General features: G+C 45.4%; 21 protein-coding genes and 1 riboswitch. Of the genes, 18 read left to right on the plus strand and 3 right to left on the minus strand.

Annotated features, from left to right (window positions below):
• Positions 1 to 222: 222 nt before the first annotated feature.
• The 14 genes from dhaK to QZV24_RS08680 all read left to right on the plus strand — a co-directional run bounded on the left by dhaK (position 223) and on the right by QZV24_RS08680 (position 13223).
• On the plus strand, positions 223 to 1212 hold the full coding sequence (gene dhaK, locus QZV24_RS08615) for a dihydroxyacetone kinase subunit DhaK (RefSeq protein ID WP_290654915.1): 990 nt from the start codon (positions 223 to 225) through the stop codon (positions 1210 to 1212).
• 53 nt (positions 1213 to 1265) lie between these two features.
• The gene (gene dhaL, locus QZV24_RS08620; protein ID WP_294522918.1) at positions 1266 to 1859 is read left to right on the plus strand and encodes a dihydroxyacetone kinase subunit DhaL; all 594 of its coding nucleotides are present in this window, start codon (positions 1266 to 1268) and stop codon (positions 1857 to 1859) included.
• A 73-nt stretch (positions 1860 to 1932) separates the two neighbouring features.
• The gene (gene dhaM, locus QZV24_RS08625; protein WP_290654917.1) at positions 1933 to 2319 is read left to right on the plus strand and encodes a dihydroxyacetone kinase phosphoryl donor subunit DhaM; all 387 of its coding nucleotides are present in this window, start codon (positions 1933 to 1935) and stop codon (positions 2317 to 2319) included.
• A gap of 32 nt (positions 2320 to 2351) precedes the next feature.
• Positions 2352 to 3176 carry an HAD-IIA family hydrolase gene (locus tag QZV24_RS08630; protein ID WP_290654918.1) on the plus strand — a complete coding sequence of 275 codons (825 nt, stop codon included), beginning with the start codon at positions 2352 to 2354 and terminating at the stop codon, positions 3174 to 3176.
• An 87-nt stretch (positions 3177 to 3263) separates the two neighbouring features.
• Positions 3264 to 4157, plus strand: a complete 894-nt coding sequence (locus QZV24_RS08635; RefSeq protein WP_294522923.1) for a DMT family transporter — start codon at positions 3264 to 3266, stop codon at positions 4155 to 4157.
• Between the two features lie 36 nt (positions 4158 to 4193).
• Complete coding sequence (ftsZ, locus tag QZV24_RS08640) at positions 4194 to 5402, plus strand: cell division protein FtsZ (RefSeq protein WP_294522928.1); 1209 nt, start codon at positions 4194 to 4196, stop codon at positions 5400 to 5402.
• Positions 5403 to 5404: 2 nt separating this feature from the next.
• Entirely contained in the window at positions 5405 to 6133 is a 729-nt protein-coding gene (locus tag QZV24_RS08645; RefSeq protein WP_294522931.1) for a tRNA threonylcarbamoyladenosine dehydratase, read from the plus strand.
• A gap of 124 nt (positions 6134 to 6257) precedes the next feature.
• A complete protein-coding gene (locus QZV24_RS08650; protein WP_294522934.1) occupies positions 6258 to 7211 on the plus strand; it encodes a TAXI family TRAP transporter solute-binding subunit in 954 nt (317 codons plus the stop codon).
• A 214-nt stretch (positions 7212 to 7425) separates the two neighbouring features.
• Entirely contained in the window at positions 7426 to 7812 is a 387-nt protein-coding gene (locus QZV24_RS08655; protein ID WP_294522936.1) for a DUF1850 domain-containing protein, read from the plus strand.
• A gap of 5 nt (positions 7813 to 7817) precedes the next feature.
• Positions 7818 to 9731, plus strand: coding sequence for a TRAP transporter permease (locus QZV24_RS08660; RefSeq protein WP_294522940.1), 1914 nt, complete (start codon positions 7818 to 7820; stop codon positions 9729 to 9731).
• 284 nt (positions 9732 to 10015) lie between these two features.
• Positions 10016 to 11602, plus strand: a complete 1587-nt coding sequence (locus QZV24_RS08665) for a GGDEF and EAL domain-containing protein (protein WP_294522967.1) — start codon at positions 10016 to 10018, stop codon at positions 11600 to 11602.
• Between the two features lie 8 nt (positions 11603 to 11610).
• Positions 11611 to 12108 carry a preQ(1) synthase gene (queF, locus tag QZV24_RS08670; protein ID WP_294522943.1) on the plus strand — a complete coding sequence of 166 codons (498 nt, stop codon included), beginning with the start codon at positions 11611 to 11613 and terminating at the stop codon, positions 12106 to 12108.
• 23 nt (positions 12109 to 12131) lie between these two features.
• Positions 12132 to 12686: a nitroreductase family protein gene (locus QZV24_RS08675; RefSeq protein ID WP_294522946.1), complete on the plus strand. Its 555-nt coding sequence runs from the start codon at positions 12132 to 12134 to the stop codon at positions 12684 to 12686.
• A 129-nt stretch (positions 12687 to 12815) separates the two neighbouring features.
• Positions 12816 to 13223, plus strand: coding sequence for an ABC transporter substrate-binding protein (locus QZV24_RS08680; RefSeq protein WP_294522949.1), 408 nt, complete (start codon positions 12816 to 12818; stop codon positions 13221 to 13223).
• Positions 13224 to 13310: 87 nt separating this feature from the next.
• On the opposite strand, the gene QZV24_RS08685 is transcribed toward QZV24_RS08680, so the two are convergent.
• The 3 genes from QZV24_RS08685 to QZV24_RS08695 form a co-directional block, all read right to left on the minus strand.
• Positions 13311 to 13946 (minus strand): HAD family hydrolase, encoded by a 636-nt coding sequence (locus QZV24_RS08685; RefSeq protein WP_294522952.1) that lies wholly within the window; start codon positions 13944 to 13946, stop codon positions 13311 to 13313.
• Between the two features lie 134 nt (positions 13947 to 14080).
• Positions 14081 to 14515, minus strand: coding sequence for a MarR family winged helix-turn-helix transcriptional regulator (locus QZV24_RS08690; protein ID WP_294522955.1), 435 nt, complete (start codon positions 14513 to 14515; stop codon positions 14081 to 14083).
• Positions 14516 to 14541: 26 nt separating this feature from the next.
• Positions 14542 to 14958: a ferritin family protein gene (locus tag QZV24_RS08695; protein WP_294522958.1), complete on the minus strand. Its 417-nt coding sequence runs from the start codon at positions 14956 to 14958 to the stop codon at positions 14542 to 14544.
• 254 nt (positions 14959 to 15212) lie between these two features.
• On the opposite strand from QZV24_RS08695, the gene QZV24_RS08700 reads away from it, so the two are divergent.
• The 4 genes from QZV24_RS08700 (at position 15213) to QZV24_RS08715 (ending at position 20552) form a co-directional block, all read left to right on the plus strand.
• Positions 15213 to 17249, plus strand: a complete 2037-nt coding sequence (locus QZV24_RS08700; RefSeq protein WP_294522960.1) for a methyl-accepting chemotaxis protein — start codon at positions 15213 to 15215, stop codon at positions 17247 to 17249.
• Between the two features lie 133 nt (positions 17250 to 17382).
• A riboswitch (cobalamin riboswitch) is annotated at positions 17383 to 17560 on the plus strand.
• Positions 17518 to 17646, plus strand: a complete 129-nt coding sequence (locus QZV24_RS08705; protein WP_294522962.1) for a hypothetical protein — start codon at positions 17518 to 17520, stop codon at positions 17644 to 17646. It overlaps the preceding riboswitch by 43 nt.
• 38 nt (positions 17647 to 17684) lie before the next feature.
• Positions 17685 to 18671 (plus strand): ABC transporter substrate-binding protein, encoded by a 987-nt coding sequence (locus QZV24_RS08710; protein WP_294522969.1) that lies wholly within the window; start codon positions 17685 to 17687, stop codon positions 18669 to 18671.
• An 18-nt stretch (positions 18672 to 18689) separates the two neighbouring features.
• The gene (locus QZV24_RS08715; RefSeq protein ID WP_294522965.1) at positions 18690 to 20552 is read left to right on the plus strand and encodes a TonB-dependent siderophore receptor; all 1863 of its coding nucleotides are present in this window, start codon (positions 18690 to 18692) and stop codon (positions 20550 to 20552) included.
• Positions 20553 to 20716 lie beyond the last annotated feature (164 nt).

Here is a 20716-nt window from a genome sequence, read left to right on the forward strand (position 1 = left end):
CCTGACAAGGGTGACGGCAACTGGGGTTATGCTTGGGTTCCTGTAGTTGCTCCACTTTGCGGTGGCGTATTGGCTTATGTAGTAGCAAGTGCTGTACATATTATCTGATTAGTTCCCCAAAGGTAATTCTATAACTAAACATCCCCACTTGTGACTTCATGGGTGGGGATGATTTTGTTAATATTGTAGTATTATTTATCAACTTTTCAGGAGGTTTTAGTTGTGAAGAAGCTTATCAATGTTGTGGAAAATGTCGAAGAAGAGATGATTCTTGGTTTGGTTAAGTCTGCACCAGAAAAGCTCCGCAAATTGGATTGCGGTAATGTTGTAGTCAGAGCCAACAAGAAAGAGGGCAAGGTTGCTCTTGTATCTGGTGGCGGTAGTGGTCATGAGCCTGCACATGGTGGCTATGTCGGGGAAGGCATGCTGGATGGTGCAGTAGCTGGCGCGGTATTCACCTCACCAACTCCAGATCAGATTTTTGAGGCAATTAAGGCTGTGGCCACCGATAAAGGTGTTCTTTGTATTGTAAAGAACTATACCGGTGATATTATGAACTTTGAAATGGCTATTGATATGGCCAAGGATGAAGGAATTAAGGCTGATTATGTAGTTGTTAACGATGATGTGGCTGTAAAAGACAGTCTTTACACTACTGGTCGTCGTGGTGTTGCAGGTACTATTCTGGTACACAAGATTGCCGGTGCGTTGGCTGAAACCGGGGCAAGCCTCGAGGAAGTTAAGGCTGTGGCTGAGAAGGTTATCGCCAATGTTCGTACTATGGGTATGGCTATTACTGCCTGCACTGTACCAGCAGCTGGCAAGCCTGGTTTTGAACTGGCTGATGATGAGATGGAAATCGGTATCGGTATCCATGGTGAGCCAGGTACCCGCCGTGAGGCTTTGAAGCCTGCCAACGAGATTGCTGAAGAGCTCCTTGGCAAGATTACTGATGACATTGATTTCGTTGGCAAGGAAGTAGCTGTTATTGTAAATGGTATGGGCGGTACTCCTTTGATGGAACTCTACATCATAAATAATTTCGTTCATGATTACCTCACCAAGAAGGGTGTTAAGATTTATGACACCATGGTTGGCAACTATATGACCTCCATTGAGATGGCTGGTTTCTCCATTACTTTGCTCCGTCTGGATGGTGAGCTGAAATCCCTCTATGACGCTAAAGCTGATACTCCGGCATTGAAGCGCTAATATTCCGAGGGGAGCTGTTTAAAACGATTACTAATTCACAGATTATAGATATCTTGAAGGCTACGGCTGCCAAGATTGAGGAAGAAAAAGATTTTCTTACCGAGCTGGACAATGAGATTGCTGATGGTGACCATGGCATCAATATGGCCAAGGGCTTTAACGCAGTGGTAGAAAAGCTGGATGCAATGGCTGGCAAGGATATAGGCAGTATACTGAAGACTACTGGTATGACGCTGGTATCTACTGTAGGTGGCTCTGCTGGTCCACTGTATGGGACAGCCTATATGAAGGCTGGAGCTAAGCTGGCCGGTAAGAACGAGATGGACGGCAAGGACCTTGTGGAAGCGATGGAAGCCGGTATTGGCGGTATCCAGATGCGGGGCAAGGCAACTACCGGTGAAAAAACTATGCTGGATTCCCTTTGCCCAGCCTATGATGCTTTAAAGGCAGGCATTGAGGCCGGTGAAGATTTGAAGGATGCTTTGACCAAGGCTGTCAAGGCAGCTGAGGACGGTGTTGAATACACCAAAACAATTAAGGCCACCAAAGGGCGGGCAAGCTATATAGGTGACCGCAGTATTGGGCATCAGGACCCGGGGGCAACCTCTGCATTGTACATTTTGCAGGTTTTGTTGGCTAATTTATAAGATTTTTTGGATGGGCCAGGCAGCAGGGCGTTGGCTTTGCCGCCTGGTTTGTTCAAGTGAGGGAGAAATTTGTATGGTAGGAGTAGTTATCGTATCCCATAGCCAGACCTTGGCTGAGGGTGTTGTAGAATTGGCAAAGCTGATGGCTTCCGATGCAAAAATTGTAGCGGCAGGCGGTTTGGAAGGCGGTGCTCCAGGCACCAGCTTCCAGAAAATTTATGATGCTGTAGAAAAAGTTTATTCAGATGATGGTGTTGCTATCCTCATGGATATGGGTAGTGCTGTTATGACCACAGAAATGGTTATTGAGGCAATGGAAGGCAGAAAAATTTTGATGTTGGATGGCCCTATTGTGGAAGGCGGTGTGGTGGTTGCTCTTGAGGCATCCTTGGGTACGCCTTTGGAGGAGCTTCAGGAAAAGGTTGAAGAAGCCAGAAACACCAAGAAGCTGGATAATTAAAATTTATAGATTTGTTAGGAGGATATTTTAGGATGGAGTCTTTTGAGGACAAGGTAAAGAAGCTAAAAGATGTACGCGTCTTCCTGCTGGATATGGATGGTACCATTTATTTAGGGGAAAAATTGCTGCCAAGGGCCAAGGAGTTCTTGGATTATGTTCGTTCCTCCGGCCGAAGATTTATGTTTTTGACTAATAATTCTTCCAAGAACAAGAACAGCTATGTTGAAAAGCTGCGGAAGTTGGGCGTGGACGCCAAACCTGAGGATGTAATGACCTCCGGTGAGGCCACTTGCATATATTTGAAATCAATTGGTACCAAGAAGGTTTATCTCATGGGGACTCCTGAACTTGAGGAAGAGTTCAGAAGTTGGGGGATAGAGCTTACCGAGGATAACCCGGAGTATGTTGTGTTGGGTTTTGATAAGACACTGACCTATCATAAGCTGGTAGTTGGTTGTGAGTTCCTGCGTCAGGGCGTTCCGTTTATTGCAACTCATCCTGACTTTAATTGCCCAATGGAAAATACTTATATTCCGGATACCGGCTCTATGATTGAGCTGATGAAGGCTTCCACTGGCGTATCACCAAAAGTAATTGGTAAGCCAAACAGTGAGATTATTGAAAGTACCTTCAAGAAGTTCAACAATGAATACGACAAGAAAGAGTTTGCCATGGTTGGTGACCGGGTGTACACTGATGTTAAGACCGGTATAAATGCAGGCATCTGCGCAATTCTGGTTCTCTCCGGTGAGTCTACGCTCCAGACGGTGGAAGAATCTGATGTTAAACCGACCATTATTGCTGAAAATGTTGGCGAAATTCTTGATTGCTTAAAGGCTATTGACGAAAATAAATAATGATTTTTGAAAAGGGACTGTCCAGGCAGTCCCTTTTCTTTATTTATCTTTACAAATATGCTATAATCAAATAGTTAGGAGGAGTGTATGTTGAGGCTTAAAGGAAGTTTGTGTTTGCTGCTGGCAGCTTTTTTGTGGGGAGTAACCTTTGTTGCCCAGCTGGTAGGCATGGATGGGATAGGTCCCTTTACATACGGCTTCGCCCGCTATGTGGTAGGCGTGTTTGCTATTTTGCCGGTGTGGTATCTCTTTCACGGCAAAAGGGTGAATGCAAGAATAAATGGGAATTATCATCCGGGATGGAAGGCTGGCTTGGGTGCCGGTGCAATTATGTTTGTTGCCTCGGCCTTTCAGCAATGTGCCTTGCAATATACCACCGCGGGAAAAACGGCATTTATTACCTGTTTGTATATCATTTTTGTACCGATTATGTCCGTTATTATCGGCAAGGTGCTGAACAAGGAAAATTGGGTGGGGGCCATAGCTGCTTTGGTAGGGCTTTACTGTCTGTCCATAAAGGGGGATTTTTCCCTAAATTATGGTGATTTCTTGGCATTTATCTGCTCCATCTTCTGGTCGTTACATATCATGTACATTGACCGGTTTGCTGACAGGAAGGATAATATTGAAATTTCGGTAGCCCAATTGATTGTGTGTGCTGTATTAAATTGTTTCACCGCTTTCCTTTTGGAACAGGTGGTGTTGGCAGATATTGTAAGAGCTTGGTTCCCAATAGTATTTGCCGGTGTTATGTCATCCGGTATAGCTTTTACCCTGCAGATTGTGGGGCAAAAATATGCTGAACCGGCCCACGCAGCGATTATTATGAGTCTGGAGTCAGTATTTGGAGCTCTGGCTGGTTGGGTGGTCCTCAGCGAGCAGATGACCGGCACGGAGATATTCGGTTGTGTGCTGATGCTGGCAGGTATGCTTATTACTCAAGGAAGAGTTATATTGAGAAATACATCTTTCAAAATATAGATTTAGGCGGAGAAGCTTGCAAGGAGGAGTGTTGGTATGACTGAGACGAGGTCGTCCCTGAAGGAAGCCGTCGTTACAATAAAAATTGTTGGCGTAGGCGGTGGTGGCAATAATGTATTGATGCGCCTGGCAGAGAGTGGGGTTGACAAGAGTCAGCTGGTGGCTATCAATACAGATGTGCGACAACTAAAAAAGGTGGATGCTGAAGGGATACCGGCACTTTTGATAGGTGGAGCTATTACTAAAGGCCGGGGGACCGGTGGTGATCCCGTCAAGGGCCAGCAGGCAGCTATCGCAGATGCTGAGAATATTGCCAAGGCCATCAATGGTGCCGATCTGGTGTTTATAACTGCCGGCATGGGCAAGGGGGTAGGCACTGGTGCAGCCCCAGTTGTGGCCAAGATAGCCCATGATATGGACATCCTTACTGTAGGTATGGTGACTATGCCATTCTCCCATGAAGGCAGCCGGAAGATGGAGGTTGCCCGGGATGGGGTGAAATTACTGCGAGAGCACATGGATGCACTGGTGGAAGTCAAGAATGATAATATCCAAAAGCTGCCGGAGTTCAGACAGATTTCTGTGGCTGAATCCTTTGGTATGGTGGATGATATACTGCGTCAGTCCATTGGCAGTATTGTTGAAATGATTCAGACCACTGGACTAATCAATGTGGATTTTGCCGATGTTACGACTATTTTCAAGAGTGGCAACAGTTGTGATGCTATAATGGGCATGGGCGAGGGCAAGGATGTTTTGGAGGCAGTTCAGGATGCCATAAACAGCCCGCTGATCGAAACATCTATAAAAGGAGCTCGAGGGCTGATTGTAAATATTACTTCAAACGCCAAGCTGCCACTGTTTGATGTAAAGGACGCCAATGATTTCCTGAATGAAAATACTCATCCGGATGTAGAGAATATCATTGGTTTGGTAGTGGATGACAATATGGAAAATACGGTACGGGCTACGGTTATTGCTACTAATTTTGACCCGGCTGTGTTGGCTGATAAAAATAGCCGGATAAAGCCGATTCAGTTTGGCAACAAGGAAACAAAGCCGGTGGTACCGCCTTTATATCCTGACAAGAAGCCAGGGGATGATAAGATGGATACCCCTGATTTAAGTGCAAAGACGACTGAATCAGGCAGTGTGGATGGTGGACCGGAGGTTATAAGCTTTTTGAACCGTACAACCCAGATGCCGGGTATTCCATCTATAGAGCCTAAGGACGATAAAGAATAATTATGGAAAGTCGTTTTGTTAGAACAGAGCTGCTTTTAGGAGAGGCGGCACTGGCCAAGCTGGCTAATAGTCATGTGGCGGTGTTTGGCATAGGCGGTGTGGGCTCGTATACGGTGGAGGCTCTGGCCAGATGCGGCATTGGGCATTTTCTGCTGGTGGATAATGATCGGGTGAGCATCAGCAATATCAATCGTCAGCTCCATGCGTTGACTGAAACGGTAGGACAATACAAGACCAACCTGATGGCAGATAGGATTAAGTCGATAAATCCTGAGGCGATTGTAGACACCATCGAGGATTTTTATCTGCCGGATAATCGGGAGAAGTTTTTTGGCAGCCAATATGATTATGTAGTGGATGCCATTGATACGGTAACAGCCAAGATTGACTTGGTGGTTGAAGCCCAGAAACGAAATATACCCATTATCAGCAGTATGGGGGCCGGCAATAAATTGAATCCAACGGAGCTGGAAGTTGCTGACATATATAAGACCAGTGTTTGTCCATTGGCCCGGGTTATGCGGCAAAAGCTCAAAAAGCTGGGGATAAAGAAATTAAAAGTGGTTTATTCCAAGGAGGAACCAAGACGGCAGAAGGAAATTGCCAATATGCCGATACCTCCACAGGGAAAAGCCACTGTTCCGGGGAGTATATCCTTTGTACCATCTGTGGCGGGGTTGATAATAGCCAGTGAAGTGGTAAAGGATTTATGTCAGGCGTATATTGACTAGGTTTTAAGAGGGAAATAATACATTTTTCAATGGAAAAATGTATTTAATATGCTATAATGGTATATGTTGCATATATATACATTATAGAGGATGAATGAGAGGTATGTTCAAAGGAGGAGTGAAGATGAAGTTTTTTGGCAAAATTTCCCTGTTAGGTGTTGTGCTGGTGACGACTATTGCATTGATAGCCGGTTGCGGTGGCGGTGACAATGGCAAGAAGTTCTTGAACATTGCTACTGGTGGTACTGCAGGTACTTACTATCCAATCGGTGGTGCCATGGCCGAGATTTTAAACAATGAAATTTCCGGCATGAATGCCAGTGCCCAGAGTACAGGGGCTACCGTGGCTAATATCAATATGCTGAAGGAAGGTCAAGTGGATTTGGCTATCGTTCAGAATGATATTACTTTCTATGCTGCTAATGGTACTGAGATGTTTGAAGGAAAGAAGGTTGGAAACCTGCAGGGGATTGCAACACTTTATCCGGAAACTTGCCAGATTGTTTCCCTTGAAGGAAAGGGAATCAAAAGCGTTGCTGATTTAAAAGGCAAGCGTGTAGCTGTTGGTGCAATGGGCAGCGGTGCTGAGGCAAATGCCCGTCAGATTTTGGCAGCTTATGGTATTACCTATGACAATATTGATGTTCAGTTCCTGTCCTTTGGTGAAGCAGCCAGTGCTTTGAAGGACGGCAACATTGATGCTGCATTTTTGACTGCCGGTTATCCTACGGCTGCTGTTCAGGATATTGCATCCCAGAACAAGGTAAGACTGGTTCCTATCGCAGCTGATAAGGCCGATGCCTTGATTGCCAAGTATCCTTTCTATACAAAGGTTACTATTCCGGCTGGTACCTATGGTATGGCTGAGGCAGTTGATACTATTTCCGTAATGGCTATGCTGATTTGTACTGATAAGATTGACGATGCAATGGGCTATCAGATTACCAAGGCATTGTTTACTCATCTGGACCGCATCCAGGCAGCTCACGCAGCCGCCAAGGCAATCACCAAGGAGGGTGCTACCAAGGGTATGCCTATTAAGATGAATGCCGGTGCCGAGAAGTTCTTTAAAGAATAATTATTAAAAGTATAGGGGCTGTTACAGAAGCCATTCAATGGGGAATGGCCAAGAGTAAATTTACTCGTCTGCTTCAGCTCCTTTTTTGTTAAAAATGACCAGAAATAAAGGAATTATTCTATTCGTTTTACTGTGTTCCATAATGGCGATTCTATATTGGGGGACGCGTCCCTGTCTGTGCCTGTACGGAAATAGTACACAGCTGATAACAACGGTGGAAGTCAGTCCGGATACCAAGGTGGAAATCAGCTTTATTCACTCGGTACAAAAAACCAGGGTGGAGGAGTTGTTGACAGTGGATGAGTCACAACAGGGTTTTGTACTTTATTCTACCCGCTACCACTCCTTTGGTGTAGGCCTGCCTTTTATGGAGACTGATGGGAATTTTCATCAGGATGGTAACACTTTTGTTATGGACGATATGAACCGTCATTTCAACGAGCTGAACCTGCGTACCGGAGTGGGGACAGAACTGACGGTGAAGCTGGATGGTAAAAGCTACAGGCTTTACGAAATGTTTGAGCCCGGTGAAGAAATAGATATTAGGATTGCTCCCCGAGGAAAAGTGATATGGGAAGCAATTAAACAAAGGGGGAATTAACAGCTATGGAGAACGAAAAAGACTTAGCTGATGAAGTGCTGAAAAAGTACAATAAAGAGTCTGATACCATGCTGTATACCGGATTTATGGCCAAGCTGGTGTCGGCCATAGCTATTGTGTTTTCTGTGTTCCAGCTGTATACAGCTATTTTTGGCATATTGGATGCCCAGCTTCAGAGGGCGGTGCATTTGGGCTTTGCCCTAGCCTTATCCTATTTATTGTATCCAACCAGAAAGTCCTGGAGCCGGACCAAGGTTCATCCGCTGGATGTGTTGTTGGCTATACTGGGGGCAGCGGCACCGGCCTATATATGTATAATGTACCGGGAGCTGAGTATGCGGGCCGGTATGGTGACACCAAGTGATCTGATAATGGGTGTAATCGGCGTGCTGCTGGTTATTGAAGCCACCCGCCGGGTAGTCGGCATTCCTATGGTGACCGTGGTGCTGGTATTTATTGTTTATGCCTTTGCCGGTCCGTATATGCCGGGAGTATTGGCCCATCGGGGGTTGTCTTTGAACCAGTTGGTGGGGCATCTTTATTACACCACGGAGGGTATTTTTGGTATCCCGTTGGGAGTATCTTCCACCTTTATTTTTCTGTTTATTTTGTTTGGTGCTTATTTGGAATCAACCGGTTTGGGAAAATTCTTTATCGATATTGCCAACGCCATAGCCGGTTGGGCCAGTGGCGGCCCGGCCAAGGTTGCGGTTTTATCCAGTGCCTTGATGGGAACAGTTTCGGGCAGCTCTGTAGCCAATGTAGCCGGTACCGGCAGCTTTACTATTCCAATGATGAAAAAGCTGGGCTACAAAAAGGAATTTGCCGGAGCAGTTGAGGCAGCCTCATCCACTGGTGGACAGTTGATGCCACCGGTAATGGGAGCAGCAGCCTTTTTGATGGCGGAATTTGTTGGTGTGCCTTATATCGATATTGTTGGTGCAGCAGTAATTCCGGCCATTCTGTACTTTACTGGTTTGTGGCTGGGGGTACACCTTGAGGCTAAACGGACCAATTTAAAGGGGATACCACGGGATCAGTTGCCAAAGGCTTGGGAGATATTCCGGGAACGGGGGCATTTGGCTATTCCGTTGGTGGTAATCGTTTATTTGCTGGTAAGCGGTTATACGCCAATGCGGGCTGCTTTGGTGGCCATCGTTTTGTCCATTGTGGCATCCAGTCTGAGAAAGTCCACCCGGATGAAACCGATTGAGATAGTACAGGGCCTGGAAAACGGTGCCCGTAATGTGTTGGGCGTGGTTATTGCCTGTGCGGCGGCTGGTATTATTATCGGTGTCGTGACCAAAACCGGTGTAGGCCTGAAACTGGCTTCCGGTCTGTTGGCTCTTTCCGGCGGTATGCTGCTGCCAACCATGTTCTTTACTATGATAACCTCATTGATATTGGGCATGGGGGTGCCAACCACCGCCAACTATGTAATTACTTCCACCATTGCTGCACCGGCCCTTCTGCAGATGGGAGTTCCGGTATTGGCAGCCCATATGTTTGTGTTCTACTTCGGTATTATAGCTGATGTTACACCGCCAGTGGCGTTAGCTGCCTATGCAGCGTCCGGTATAAGCGGTGGCAAGCCTTTGATGACAGGGGTAAATGCTTCAAAATTGGCCATTGCCGCCTTTATCATACCGTACATTTTCGTGATGTCGCCAGTGCTGCTGATGATTGATGCTACGGCCTTTGGCCTGGTATTTTCCACTGTAACCGCAGTACTGGGTATGGTGGGGTTAAGCTCGGCCATGATTGGCTATCTGGCTGACCACTGTAATGTATTGGAAAGAGTAATTCTGTTTGTCAGCGGTATTTTGATGATTATACCGGGAATAGAAACCGATTTGCCGGGATTGATTGTATTTATCGTGATAGTATTTATACAGAAAAAACGCAAGAAAAATAACTAAAATGAAATAAGGCATCCTGTATTAACGATATTTATGATACGGGATGTCTTTTTTATCCTCTTTGTTAATTCCCCAAAAAAATTATTGAATTAAGTTAATAATTTATATATTATTGTAGTTAGAGAAAGTGTAATAAATACATCGGAAAACGAGTGATGCTGATGAGTGAGAGGGTCAATATTCCGCAAGGTTCGATTCTGAGAAGAATATCATTATTTTTCAAAATGATACAACGAACATCTGATGATTATTTTTTTGCAACGGATCTTCAAGAAAATTTGGTAATGGTTTCTGCCAATATGGCCAATGACTTTGCCATTCCAGGGGAATGCTTTTACGATATGAACAAGTATTGGTTTAAGCTGATTCATCCTGATGATCTGGAAGGGTTTGTGGAGTCCATTCAAATTCCCGAATCAAGGAAGCTGAACATGGGCCACGATTATGAGTATCGTATCAAAAACCGAAAGGGAGATTATATCTGGGTGCGCTGTAGGGGACAGTTCGCCTTTGATAATCGGACGGATAAGCCTTTTCTCTTTACGGGTACGGTAAAAAAGCTGGGGCAGAGAAACCATGCTGATGAACTGACTGGACTATTAAATAAGTACCAGTTTGAACACGCTGTCAAGGTAGCCTTGAACCGATATCGCGCGGATGGAGTCGGCGGGGCATTGATGGTTTTCGGATTAGACAATTTCAAAATTGTGAATGAAACCTACAACCGCCATTATGGCGATGAGGTGCTGAAGCTGGCTGCCAAACATATTTCGGATGTTTTGCCGGCTGGTTTGATGCTGTACAAATTAGATGGTGATGAATTTGCGGTGGTATGTCCGGGGATGGATGTGGCCGATGTAACCACTATCTTCGAGAATGTACAAAAGGGGTTTTCCAGACCTCATACCATCGAAGGGAAAAATGTTTTTTGTACCGTTTCTTCCGGTACGGTGCTCTACCCGCAGTCTGGCAAGGATTATCTGGTTTTGCACAAGCACGCTGAGGCGGCATTGGATTTGGCCAAAAAAGATGGGAAAAACAAAAACTGTGTTTTTTCCAAGGAAAATTACAATCGTTGGAAAAGGTCCCTCAGTATGCGGGATGATTTACGGCTTAGCATCGAGCAGGATTTTGAGGGTTTTTCCCTGTTTTTCCAGCCACAGGTCAGTGCCAAAACCAACAAAATTGTTGGGGCAGAGGCCTTGCTGAGATGGCGAAATCCAAGGGGGCGGATGGTTTCACCAATGGAATTTATCCGTATTCTGGAAGAAACAAAGATGATTATTCCGGTGGGACACTGGATTTTTGAAACTGCGGTGAAGCAGTGCAAGAAATGGCAGGAAAACAACCCGGGAATGACCATAAGTATAAATCTGTCCTACGAGCAAATTAAGGACGCCACCTTCAAGGATTTTGTCGAGGATTGTCTGAAACGATATGATTTAAGTCCGGAGCATATTGTACTTGAACTAACGGAAAGTACCATCGTTTCTGACTGGAGTAATATAAATCAGCAGTTTGACGAGTTCCGTCGCTGCGGCATCCGGATTGCTATGGATGACTTCGGTACAGGATATTCCTCCTTGGCTTATCTGAAAAATCTGTCCTGCGATATCGTAAAGATTGACCGGGTGTTTGTCACTAATATTACCAAGAAGGACAATCACTTCGATCGGCGTCTTGTAGGCGTCACCGTGGATTTGTGCCACAGTGTAAACATTAACTGCTGTATAGAGGGAGTTGAAACCAACGAAGAATACGAGCTGCTGAGGGATATTTGCCATGCTGATACCATTCAGGGGTATTTGTTTGGTCGTCCGGAGTCACCGGAGAATTTTGAGGAAAAATATTTTAAGGCAGCCCAGGCTTAGTTGAATGTATGAGTAGAGATAGAAAAGAAATGCCAGAGATAACTTTGCTTGGCAATCAGAACACCAGATATGGCTTTGAATATAATTCGGGAGTATTGGAAACCTTTGACAATAAGCACCCTGATAATGATTACTGGGTGAAGTTTAATTGCCCCGAATTTACCAGCTTGTGCCCGATTACGGGACAGCCTGATTTTGCCACCATGTATATATCCTATGTACCGGATAAGAAAATGGTTGAAAGCAAATCATTAAAATTATATATGTTCAGCTTCCGAAATCATGGGGATTTCCATGAGGATGTGGTGAACATCATTATGAAAGATTTGATTAAGCTAATGAACCCAAAATATATTGAGGTATGGGGAAAGTTCCTGCCTCGTGGCGGTATATCTATTGATCCTTATGCTAACTACGGCCGGCCCGGTACCAAGTACGAGGAGTTGGCCTGGCACAGGTTCCGGCAGCACGATTTGGCCTTTATGGACAAGATAGATAACCGTTGATTGCGGAGAAAGGTGATGATAATATGAACAATTTAATGCGTAAGATTTTGTTGAAACGCAGTGTATACAGTTTTTCGGCCAACCTGCTCCGCGAGGAAGATTTAATGGCTATTTTGGAAGAGGGGAAACAGCTGTCCAATGTGGTGAACAATCAGGCCTGGCATTTTACTGCTATTCAGAACAAGGTGGTAATGAAGAAATTTGCCGAGCTGAATGCATATTTTGCCATTAAGACCGGTACTGATGACCGGACTATTTCTGGCCGCAACATCAGTAAAATAATCGATAATATATCCACACTTCTGGTTATTTCCGGCAGCGGGGATATAAAATATACCGAGGATGCAGCCAGTACTCTGTTTGGCAGTATGATGCTGGCAGCGGACAGCTACGGAGTGAAGTCCTGCTGGCTGGGAACCAGGGAGTCTATGCTGGAGGAAAACAGTGAGGCCATATCACAGCTGCTGCAGATACCGGAGGAGTACACCCCGTTGTGTGTAGGCGGCTTTGGCTATCCGATTGACGATACTGATGTGAAGGTAACCTATCTGGACAGCGTAGTTAAAATAATCAGGTAAAATCCAGTTTTAGGAACTGTGGTTGAATGTAAAGCATTCGCCACAGTTTTTTTAAAAAAATAGCAAAAGGGTAAAAAAATAGGTCTTCTGTTTTCGGCATTGTGTCTTATTGCCGCTGTGGTTTTTGTGTTGTTCAGCGACGAAATTGCCGGAAAAGGCAATGCCACTGTTACGAATACTATGATGGTTACAGACAGTACAGGCCGTCAGGTCAGCGTGCCGCTAAAACCAAAGAGAGTGGTAATCCTTAATGCTTCAAATGTGGATTTGTTTGTGGCGGCAGGCGGCGCGGACAGCATCGTTGGTATGACAACCTCTCAGGCCTTGTCGGATGAGGTGAAGCAGGCCACCGCCAACGCTGAAAATGTAGGGATGATTCATTCTCCCAACATGGAGAAGATAATATCCTTACATCCGGATTTGGTTATAGGGGTAAATGTACCATTTCATGTAAATCTTATACCTACTCTGGAAAAAGCCGGTATACCGTTGATTTTAAACGATGTTAGTGATTATGACAAAATACAGCTGGATTAGTTAGTGCAGTAAACAATGGAATAAGGATATTATCCGTAATGGCATTTTAAAAGGCGATAATCAGTATAAATGATTATCGCCTTTTTACTATCTTAGGTCACTTAACTTATTCATTATCTGTACGGTGGGGTAGGTCTCAAAGGCCTGTTTTGGTGTGTTACCGGTGAGTACTGCGGCAAAATCTACGCCGGCATTTTGGGCAGCCCCTGCATCATATAAGCTGTCACCTACATACAACACATCACTGTGCGGGGCCCCGGTGCGCTCCAGAGCCATATTGATGCCCTGGGGATCAGGCTTGCTGGCGGTGGTGTCCTCACTGCCAATAATGAAGTCAATAAGGTGGCTACAGCCATCCTGTTTAAATTTATCCTCTATGCGATGACGGGTCTTGGTGGAGATGATGGCCACGGTACAGCCCGCTTCCTTCAGCTTGTTTAGGGTAGTAATGGTATCAGGGAAAAAATGGGTGTTAGGGGTCATCAATTCATTGGCATATTTCTTGTAGGTCAGGAGAAATTGCTGCTTTTTCGACGGGTCAGTCAAGCCACTAACCTGAGTAATGGCATCCAGCATGGGCATACCAATAGTCAGCTTGATTTCATCCCATGGCTTGGCTGGGATGTTGTATTCGGCCAAGGTCTTTAAAAAGCAGCCCACAATACCCTGTTCAGAATTAACCAATGTGTAGTCAAAATCAAAAAAGTAATATTTATAGTTCATCGATGACCTCATTTTCTCCACGCTAATGGGTGCTAAGACTCTCTCATCTTAGATGGAAGTCAAGCACCCGAAACTTTTACTTTATTCCACAAAATACAGTGGAGGTATAAAACCCCCACTGTATAAGTATCGTTTTATTGGATGGAAGTACGCATAAATTTGTGCAACAGACGGTGCAGGGTTTGTAAATCCTCCAGCTCCATATCAATGCAGCTTACCATTTTTTCCGGGATAGAGGCCGCTTTATGCTGCAGGTCTTGTCCCACATCTGTAAGGGTAACTATCAGACTGCGCTCATCATCCTTGGAGCGTTGGCGTTCCACAAAGCCTTTCTTTTCCAGAGTTTTCAGCACCGGTGTAAGGGTGCCGGAGTCCAGATAAAGGATTTCCCCCAGCTCCTTGGCGGTGAGCTGCTGATGCTCCCACATGGCCATCATGGTAATATATTGAGTGTAGGTCAAATCCAGATCGTCCAATAAAGGCTTGTACAGGCGTACAACCTCCTTGGCACATACATATAAGGGAAAGCAGAGCTGGTTGCTCAATTTTAGTTGTTCATAGTTGGCCACGGTAGCATCTCCTTGGAAAGAAACAATTATTTGCAAAGTTCAGGGACGTGTTCAGCTAACAATTCGGCCAAAATTTTGCCGTGATTAGTTTCCTGACCCATAAAAATCTCCAGTTCATCGGCGGCTTCCGGGATGCCCAGCTTCCGGAGACCTTCAATCATCTCCGGCATTTTTTCATCGGCGGAGGCTTCCAGCTTTTGAATCTGAGCTACAAATGGCCAGAAATTCTGCTCATACTTGCCGTTTAAGGCGGAGAAGAAACCGGAATGAATGGATTCCTGCATGGCAATATTGTAAAACTTCTTGGCCACATCTGGCAACCCCTGCTCCCGGGCCATGCGGGCCAAAAATTGATATATCATTGCTCCGTCACTCTCGCCCTTGGCCATCTGATCGACAATTTGCTCCATAGCAGTTCCCTTGGTTTTTCCGTAAATACTCATAAAATACATCTCCTTGTCTTAAATTAAATTGTGTAAAATTTATTTTCTGGAATGATAATAACTTGGGAAGGGGAAAATGTCAAGTGCAAAATTAAATTTTGTGCAATTTGTTTTTTGTGGAGAATTATTTTGTCAATGCAACTGTCTGGTTGCATTGACAAAAGTTAAAAGAAATTATGATTATCATTGCGGTTGTTGGAATATTCTGATAAAATAACCATTAAGAGGATTATCAGCAAAGGGGGTTGTTTACTTTGGGTATTAAAGGAAAAATGTTGGTCGGGATGCTGCCTTTTGTAGTCGTAGGCATGCTTATACTGACCATTGTATCTGTAATTTCCTCCAGCAACAGTATCGGAACCCAGGTGGAAAACACCATGAATTCCGAACTGAAGGCTAACGTTAATTATATTAATGACAAGCTTAACATGGCCAAGGCCAATGCAGTGAATACGGCCCGCTATATTGGCGGTACTTATAAGACTACACCAATGGACAGCTACAAGGCCATGATTGCCAAGTCCATTCAATCCGATGAATTTTTCTTCGGCAGTGGTATTTGGTTTGAACCGTTTGCCTTTGATGCTTCCCAGCAGTACATGGGACCATATTGGTATCGGGATGGCAGTTCCATAAAGGAAACCTATGAGTACAGCAATGCTGAGTACAACTATTTTACTCAGGATTATTACAAAAATGCCAAAAGTATTGGCAAGGAAGATGCTCTGATTACCGACCCTTACTATGATCCGACATCCAATGTCATTATGTCCACCTGCTCTGCCCCAATCATGGATTTGTCCGGGAAATATGTGGGCTGTATAACGGTGGATTTCTCCCTGAAGGAAATCAGTGAGCTGATGGGCAGCTTAAAGGTGGGTGAAAATGGCCGGGCCATCCTGACCACCGCAGATGGTGTGTATATCTACACGGAAAATGCAGCATCAGTAGCTGAAGGAAAGAAGATTACCGACGAAGAGGACAAGAGTCTGGCCGCGGCCGGCAAGACCATGCTGTCCAATGAAAACGGCATTACCGAATATGATGGCTATAATCTGTATTACACCACTGTACCAGGTGTAGGATGGAAGATGGCCCTCTGCATGCCACAGGAGGAGATTAACGCACCGGCGGTAACCCTTACCAAGATTATGATTTTTGTGTGCGTGATTATGATAGCCCTTTGCGTTGGAAGTATTGTATATCAGTCCAATGGCATGGTTAGCCGGATTGAGGCTTTGGCGGCCCATATCGGCGAGATGTCCCGTGGCAACCTGCGGTTGTCTCCTTTGGCTGTAACTTCCCAGGATGAGCTGGGGCAGATGGCCGATAATTTCAATAACATGCACCAGAATCTGAAGAACATGATAGGACAGATGATCAGCACTGCCGAACAGGTAGCGGCCTCCAGTGAAGAGCTGACGGCCAGCTCCCAGCAGGCGGCTGATGCAGCTACCCATGTGGCTGAGTCCGTGGTGGATGTGGCTGGCGGCATGGCCAAGCAGCTTTCCAGCGTGGAAGATGCCAAGAACAGTATTGATACCGCCTTTGGTGATATCAATACCATGACTGATAAGACCAATGTGGTTACTGACAACACTGAGCAAATGGCCAGTGCAGCGGATAATGGTTCCCAGCTTATGCGGAATGCCATGGATAAGATGAATGGCATTGAAAAGAGCGTGGCCAATTCGGCTGAGGTAGTAAAGAAGCTGGGTGAAAACTCCAAGCAGATAGGTGAAATTGTTGAAAGTATTTCCTCCATAGCAGACCAGACCAACCTGCTGGCCCTAAATGCAGCTATTGAGGCCGCCCGGGCCGGTGAAGCCGGACGTGGCTTCTCAGTAGTAGCCGAGGAAGTCCGGAAGCTGGCTGAGCAGTCCCAGGAATCGGCTGAGGAAATCAAGAACCGCATCAATATTATTCAGGGTGACACCCAGGAAGCTGTTACGGCTATGGAGTCGGGTACCAGAGAGGTATCGGCTGGAACCCAGGCCATACGCGAAGTGGGCGAACAGTTCCAGGATATTACTGAGCGGGTATCCTCTATCAAGACTGAGATGGAGGAAATCAATTCTGCTGTTCAGACTGTTTCCAAGGGCATGCAGAATGTTGTGGGGGCCATGGACAATATTGATCAGGTTAGCCGTGATGCCTCGGAGGAAACCCAGACTATCTCTGCCGCAGCCGAGGAACAGTCTGCTTCCAGTGAGGAAATTGCTTCGGCAGCGCACTCCCTGGCCAACTTGGCCCTGGATTTGCAGAATGCCATGAGCAAGTTCCGGGTATAAACCGTAAATGTGATATGAAATGATAGGCGGCGCCGTTATCCTTAGGATAGCGGCGCCCCTTGCTTGTGGTTAATGCCTTTTTGCATTGACAATAAATTTGTATGATGATATTATGTGAAACGAGTTAGAATAACAGTAAATAAAGGGATTAGGTGTCGTAAGACTTAATAGAAAAGCTGGTTAAAGGCCAGCGCGGTCACGCCACTGTAACGGGGAGCAAATCTGCACGAAATGTCACTGGGGAAACCTGGGAAGGCGCGGAGGAGCAATGAGCCGGAGCCAGGAGAACTGCCTGATTGACAATCACCGTATGACCTGCGAGGGATGGGGAGGGGATTTGCCGTTGGCTTATGTTATCGTGATAGCATTATATGTTCTTTCGGCCGTCCTCATCTGAGGGCGGTTTTTGTATGCTCCTGGGAGGAATATATTATGATGAAAGTGACCAGATGCAGCCTTATTGCCCTATTGATACTTATCAGTATTTGTTTGACAGGTTGTTTAAATAATGGTGGTAACACTGCTCAGCAGACCGCGTATACTGTTACTGATGCCAAGGGAACGCAGGTGAATTTACCGGCCAAGCCGAAACGAATACTCACTTTGTCCCTGGGAACTGATGAAATAATGCTGGGGCTGGTGGAACCGGAGCGGATGGTGGCAGTGAATTATATGTTGGATGACCCTACTGTATCCAATATGGTGGAGCTGGGTCAAAAGGTGCCTACCAAGATTGGCTTTCCTAAAGGCGAGGAAATAGCTGCCCTTCAGCCGGATTTGGTTATTCTCCCTGATTGGGGGGATTTATCCCGGGTTGATGTTCTGCGGGATTTGGGGATACCGGTGGTGGTATGCAAGGGCCCCCGTAATTTACAGGATATAAAGGAAACAATTACTTTGTTGGCCCAGGCCGCCGGTGAACCGGAACGGGGGGAAAAGCTGCTGCAAAAAATGGATAAAAAATTGACAGATATTTCCGCCAAGGTGGCAGAAATTCCTACTAAAGACCGGCGCAGTGTGGTGTTGATTTCCCTGATGAGAAATTACGGCGGGATTGGCTGCACCTTTGATGAAGCCTGCAAGCTGGCCGGGGTGACCAATGGCTTGGCCGCCGTGGGGCTAAAGAGTGGTGAGATACTGACCAAGGAAAAATTGGTGGAAAGTGACCCGGATATTTTGTTTTTGCCCAGCTATAATGACCATGGCAATTTAGATATTGACCGTATCAAAAATGAATATGTTAATGACCCTTCGTTACAAGGCATGAAGGCTATAAAAAATGGCCAACTTGTTGAACCGGATGAAGGGTACATATATAACTGCTCACAGGATTTTGTGTTTGCGGTTCAGGAAATTGCTTACCGGGTATACGGTGACAAGTTTAAACTGGGGCCACAACAATATCTTACGGCAGTGGAATAGTTTTAGGAGGAATGGGATATGAAAAACGAGTTGGCTAACAAGGTTTTAGCCTCTTTGGCGGTTGGTGTACTGTGCTCCAGTGTGGCAGTATGTCAGGCCGCAGGTGTGGAGAATGACGATATTGTGGATGTAGTGGTTACGGCGGAGCGTATGCCATCGTCCCGTATGAGCACCCCGGCTGATGTGACGGTTATTACCGCCCAGCAGATTGAGGACAATCACTACGCTGATGTGGCGGAGGCTTTGCAGCATGTTAATGGCGTTGTGGTGAACAATGGTAACGCCAATGGTGACCAGGAAGTAGTTATTAACGGTGATCAGCGGGTAGTAGTTCTTATTGATGGACAGCGCCTGAATAATGCCCAGGGCTCTATGACACGGGCCACTGTCAGCTTGGGGATGATACCATCTGTAAAGAATATTGAGCGCATTGAAGTTGTAAAGGGTGCCGGTTCAGCTCTTTACGGCAGTGATGCAGTAGGTGGTGTGGTAAACATTATTACCAAGAAGGGGACTACACCGGAGACTACCTTGGACCTCAATACCGGTTCTTATGGTGCCCATAATTACGAGTTATCCAATCAGGGCAGTGATGGGAATTTTAGCTGGTTTGTAACGGCTGGACTCCAGCGTCGTAGCTATTTTAAGTATAAAAAGGATGGCGAAGATGTCCAAATGAAAAACAGTGATTATGGCAAAACCAGTTTTTCACTGCGTTTGGATCAAAAATTAACCGATAATAGCTCCCTGCGGTTTAATTTCAACCATAGACAGCTGGATATGGGTGTATATGACAATAATTATCGCCAGGAGCATAATTATAATAATGGTTCACTTACTTATAGCTTTAAGGAGAATCAACCTGTGCAGGGCTTTTTGCGGCTTTTTGCCAACTACAAGTCCACAGAGTATCAGGGGGCATTTGATACCAACACGCGTGGAATCGAGTATCAGAATGGCTGGCAGTTGGGTGACCACAAGCTGGTAGCTGGTGCTGAATGGCAGCGTAGCACTTCTACTAACGCTCCTAGCGGTTATGAAGATAAGGAAAGTACCCAAAGTGCCTTGTATTTGCAGGATACTATGAAGCTTAGCACTAAGTGGATATTTATTCCAGGCCTTCGTATGGACCGCCACGATGCCTTTGGCACCCATTGGTCACCAAAGGCTGCCTTTAATTATCAGGCAACCAACAAGACCAGGGCCTATGCTTCCTGGGGACGGGTATTTAAGGCCCCTACAGCTGATGATTTGTTCTATTATATTGATATGTCTATGTGGGGATATGGTAAATACATTGGTAATCCTGATCTGAAGCCGGAATCCGGTCATGTGGAAACTATTGGCTTTACCCATGAGTTCTCGGAAAAGGCAGTTCTGGATATGAGCTATTTCTGGAGCAATATGAGCGATGCTATTATCTGGTCGCCTGTACCAGGAACCGATGAGCAAACTCCAACAAATGTTAATAGAGAGAAAAAGCACGGTATAAATCTAACATTCAACGGTAAACTATCTGATAACTGGTCCTATGAGGCAGGCTATTCCTACATCAATACTTGGACCAATGGTACAGACTCTAAGTCCCAAACACTAATCCATTATTATGAGCCAAATGGCTATCGTTTAGGCATTCATTACAAGAATGACCGCTGGAAGGCCAATCTTGAAGCCCGCATGGGCAGTGGCCTTGATAAGGCAAATTATGGCTGCAATAATTATGCCATCTGGAACTTTAATACCACTTATTCTGCTACCCAAAATGTAGATATTTACTTTAGAATCAATAATTTAACCAATCAAGTATACAATACCTATGTTAGGAATAAGCATCCACTGCAGGGACGGTTCATTCAACTGGGTGTAAATGTAAAATTCTAATTTTATAGGGATAATTTGATATTAGTCCAATAAAAAACTACGCTCTATCATCAATCTGATGATGAGCGTAGTTTTAATTTGCTCTAAAATAAGGGAATGATTTCTACTTCTGAGTAATCGACCTTTTGAATGCCATTAAATTGCATCTGGGCCCCTTCGGCCCA

The organism is uncultured Anaerovibrio sp. (assembly GCA_902786545.1).
In the GTDB taxonomy this organism is placed as follows: Bacteria; Bacillota; Negativicutes; order Selenomonadales; family Selenomonadaceae; genus Anaerovibrio.

What these genes read in the sequence shown, in the direction of transcription:
- dhaM (WP_290654917.1), top strand. Translation starts at nt 1,933, where the DNA reads ATGGTAGGAGTAGTTATCGTATCCCATAGCCAGACCTTGGCTGAGGGT.
- QZV24_RS08630 (WP_290654918.1), top strand. Translation starts at nt 2,352, where the DNA reads ATGGAGTCTTTTGAGGACAAGGTAAAGAAGCTAAAAGATGTACGCGTC.
- QZV24_RS08635 (WP_294522923.1), top strand. Translation starts at nt 3,264, where the DNA reads ATGTTGAGGCTTAAAGGAAGTTTGTGTTTGCTGCTGGCAGCTTTTTTG.
- ftsZ (WP_294522928.1), top strand. Translation starts at nt 4,194, where the DNA reads ATGACTGAGACGAGGTCGTCCCTGAAGGAAGCCGTCGTTACAATAAAA.
- QZV24_RS08645 (WP_294522931.1), top strand. Translation starts at nt 5,405, where the DNA reads ATGGAAAGTCGTTTTGTTAGAACAGAGCTGCTTTTAGGAGAGGCGGCA.
- QZV24_RS08650 (WP_294522934.1), top strand. Translation starts at nt 6,258, where the DNA reads ATGAAGTTTTTTGGCAAAATTTCCCTGTTAGGTGTTGTGCTGGTGACG.
- QZV24_RS08660 (WP_294522940.1), top strand. Translation starts at nt 7,818, where the DNA reads ATGGAGAACGAAAAAGACTTAGCTGATGAAGTGCTGAAAAAGTACAAT.
- QZV24_RS08665 (WP_294522967.1), top strand. Translation starts at nt 10,016, where the DNA reads ATGGTTTCTGCCAATATGGCCAATGACTTTGCCATTCCAGGGGAATGC.
- queF (WP_294522943.1), top strand. Translation starts at nt 11,611, where the DNA reads ATGAGTAGAGATAGAAAAGAAATGCCAGAGATAACTTTGCTTGGCAAT.
- QZV24_RS08675 (WP_294522946.1), top strand. Translation starts at nt 12,132, where the DNA reads ATGAACAATTTAATGCGTAAGATTTTGTTGAAACGCAGTGTATACAGT.
- QZV24_RS08685 (WP_294522952.1), bottom strand. Translation starts at nt 13,946, where the DNA reads ATGAACTATAAATATTACTTTTTTGATTTTGACTACACATTGGTTAAT.
- QZV24_RS08695 (WP_294522958.1), bottom strand. Translation starts at nt 14,958, where the DNA reads ATGAGTATTTACGGAAAAACCAAGGGAACTGCTATGGAGCAAATTGTC.
- QZV24_RS08705 (WP_294522962.1), top strand. Translation starts at nt 17,518, where the DNA reads ATGAGCCGGAGCCAGGAGAACTGCCTGATTGACAATCACCGTATGACC.
- QZV24_RS08710 (WP_294522969.1), top strand. Translation starts at nt 17,685, where the DNA reads ATGAAAGTGACCAGATGCAGCCTTATTGCCCTATTGATACTTATCAGT.
- QZV24_RS08715 (WP_294522965.1), top strand. Translation starts at nt 18,690, where the DNA reads ATGAAAAACGAGTTGGCTAACAAGGTTTTAGCCTCTTTGGCGGTTGGT.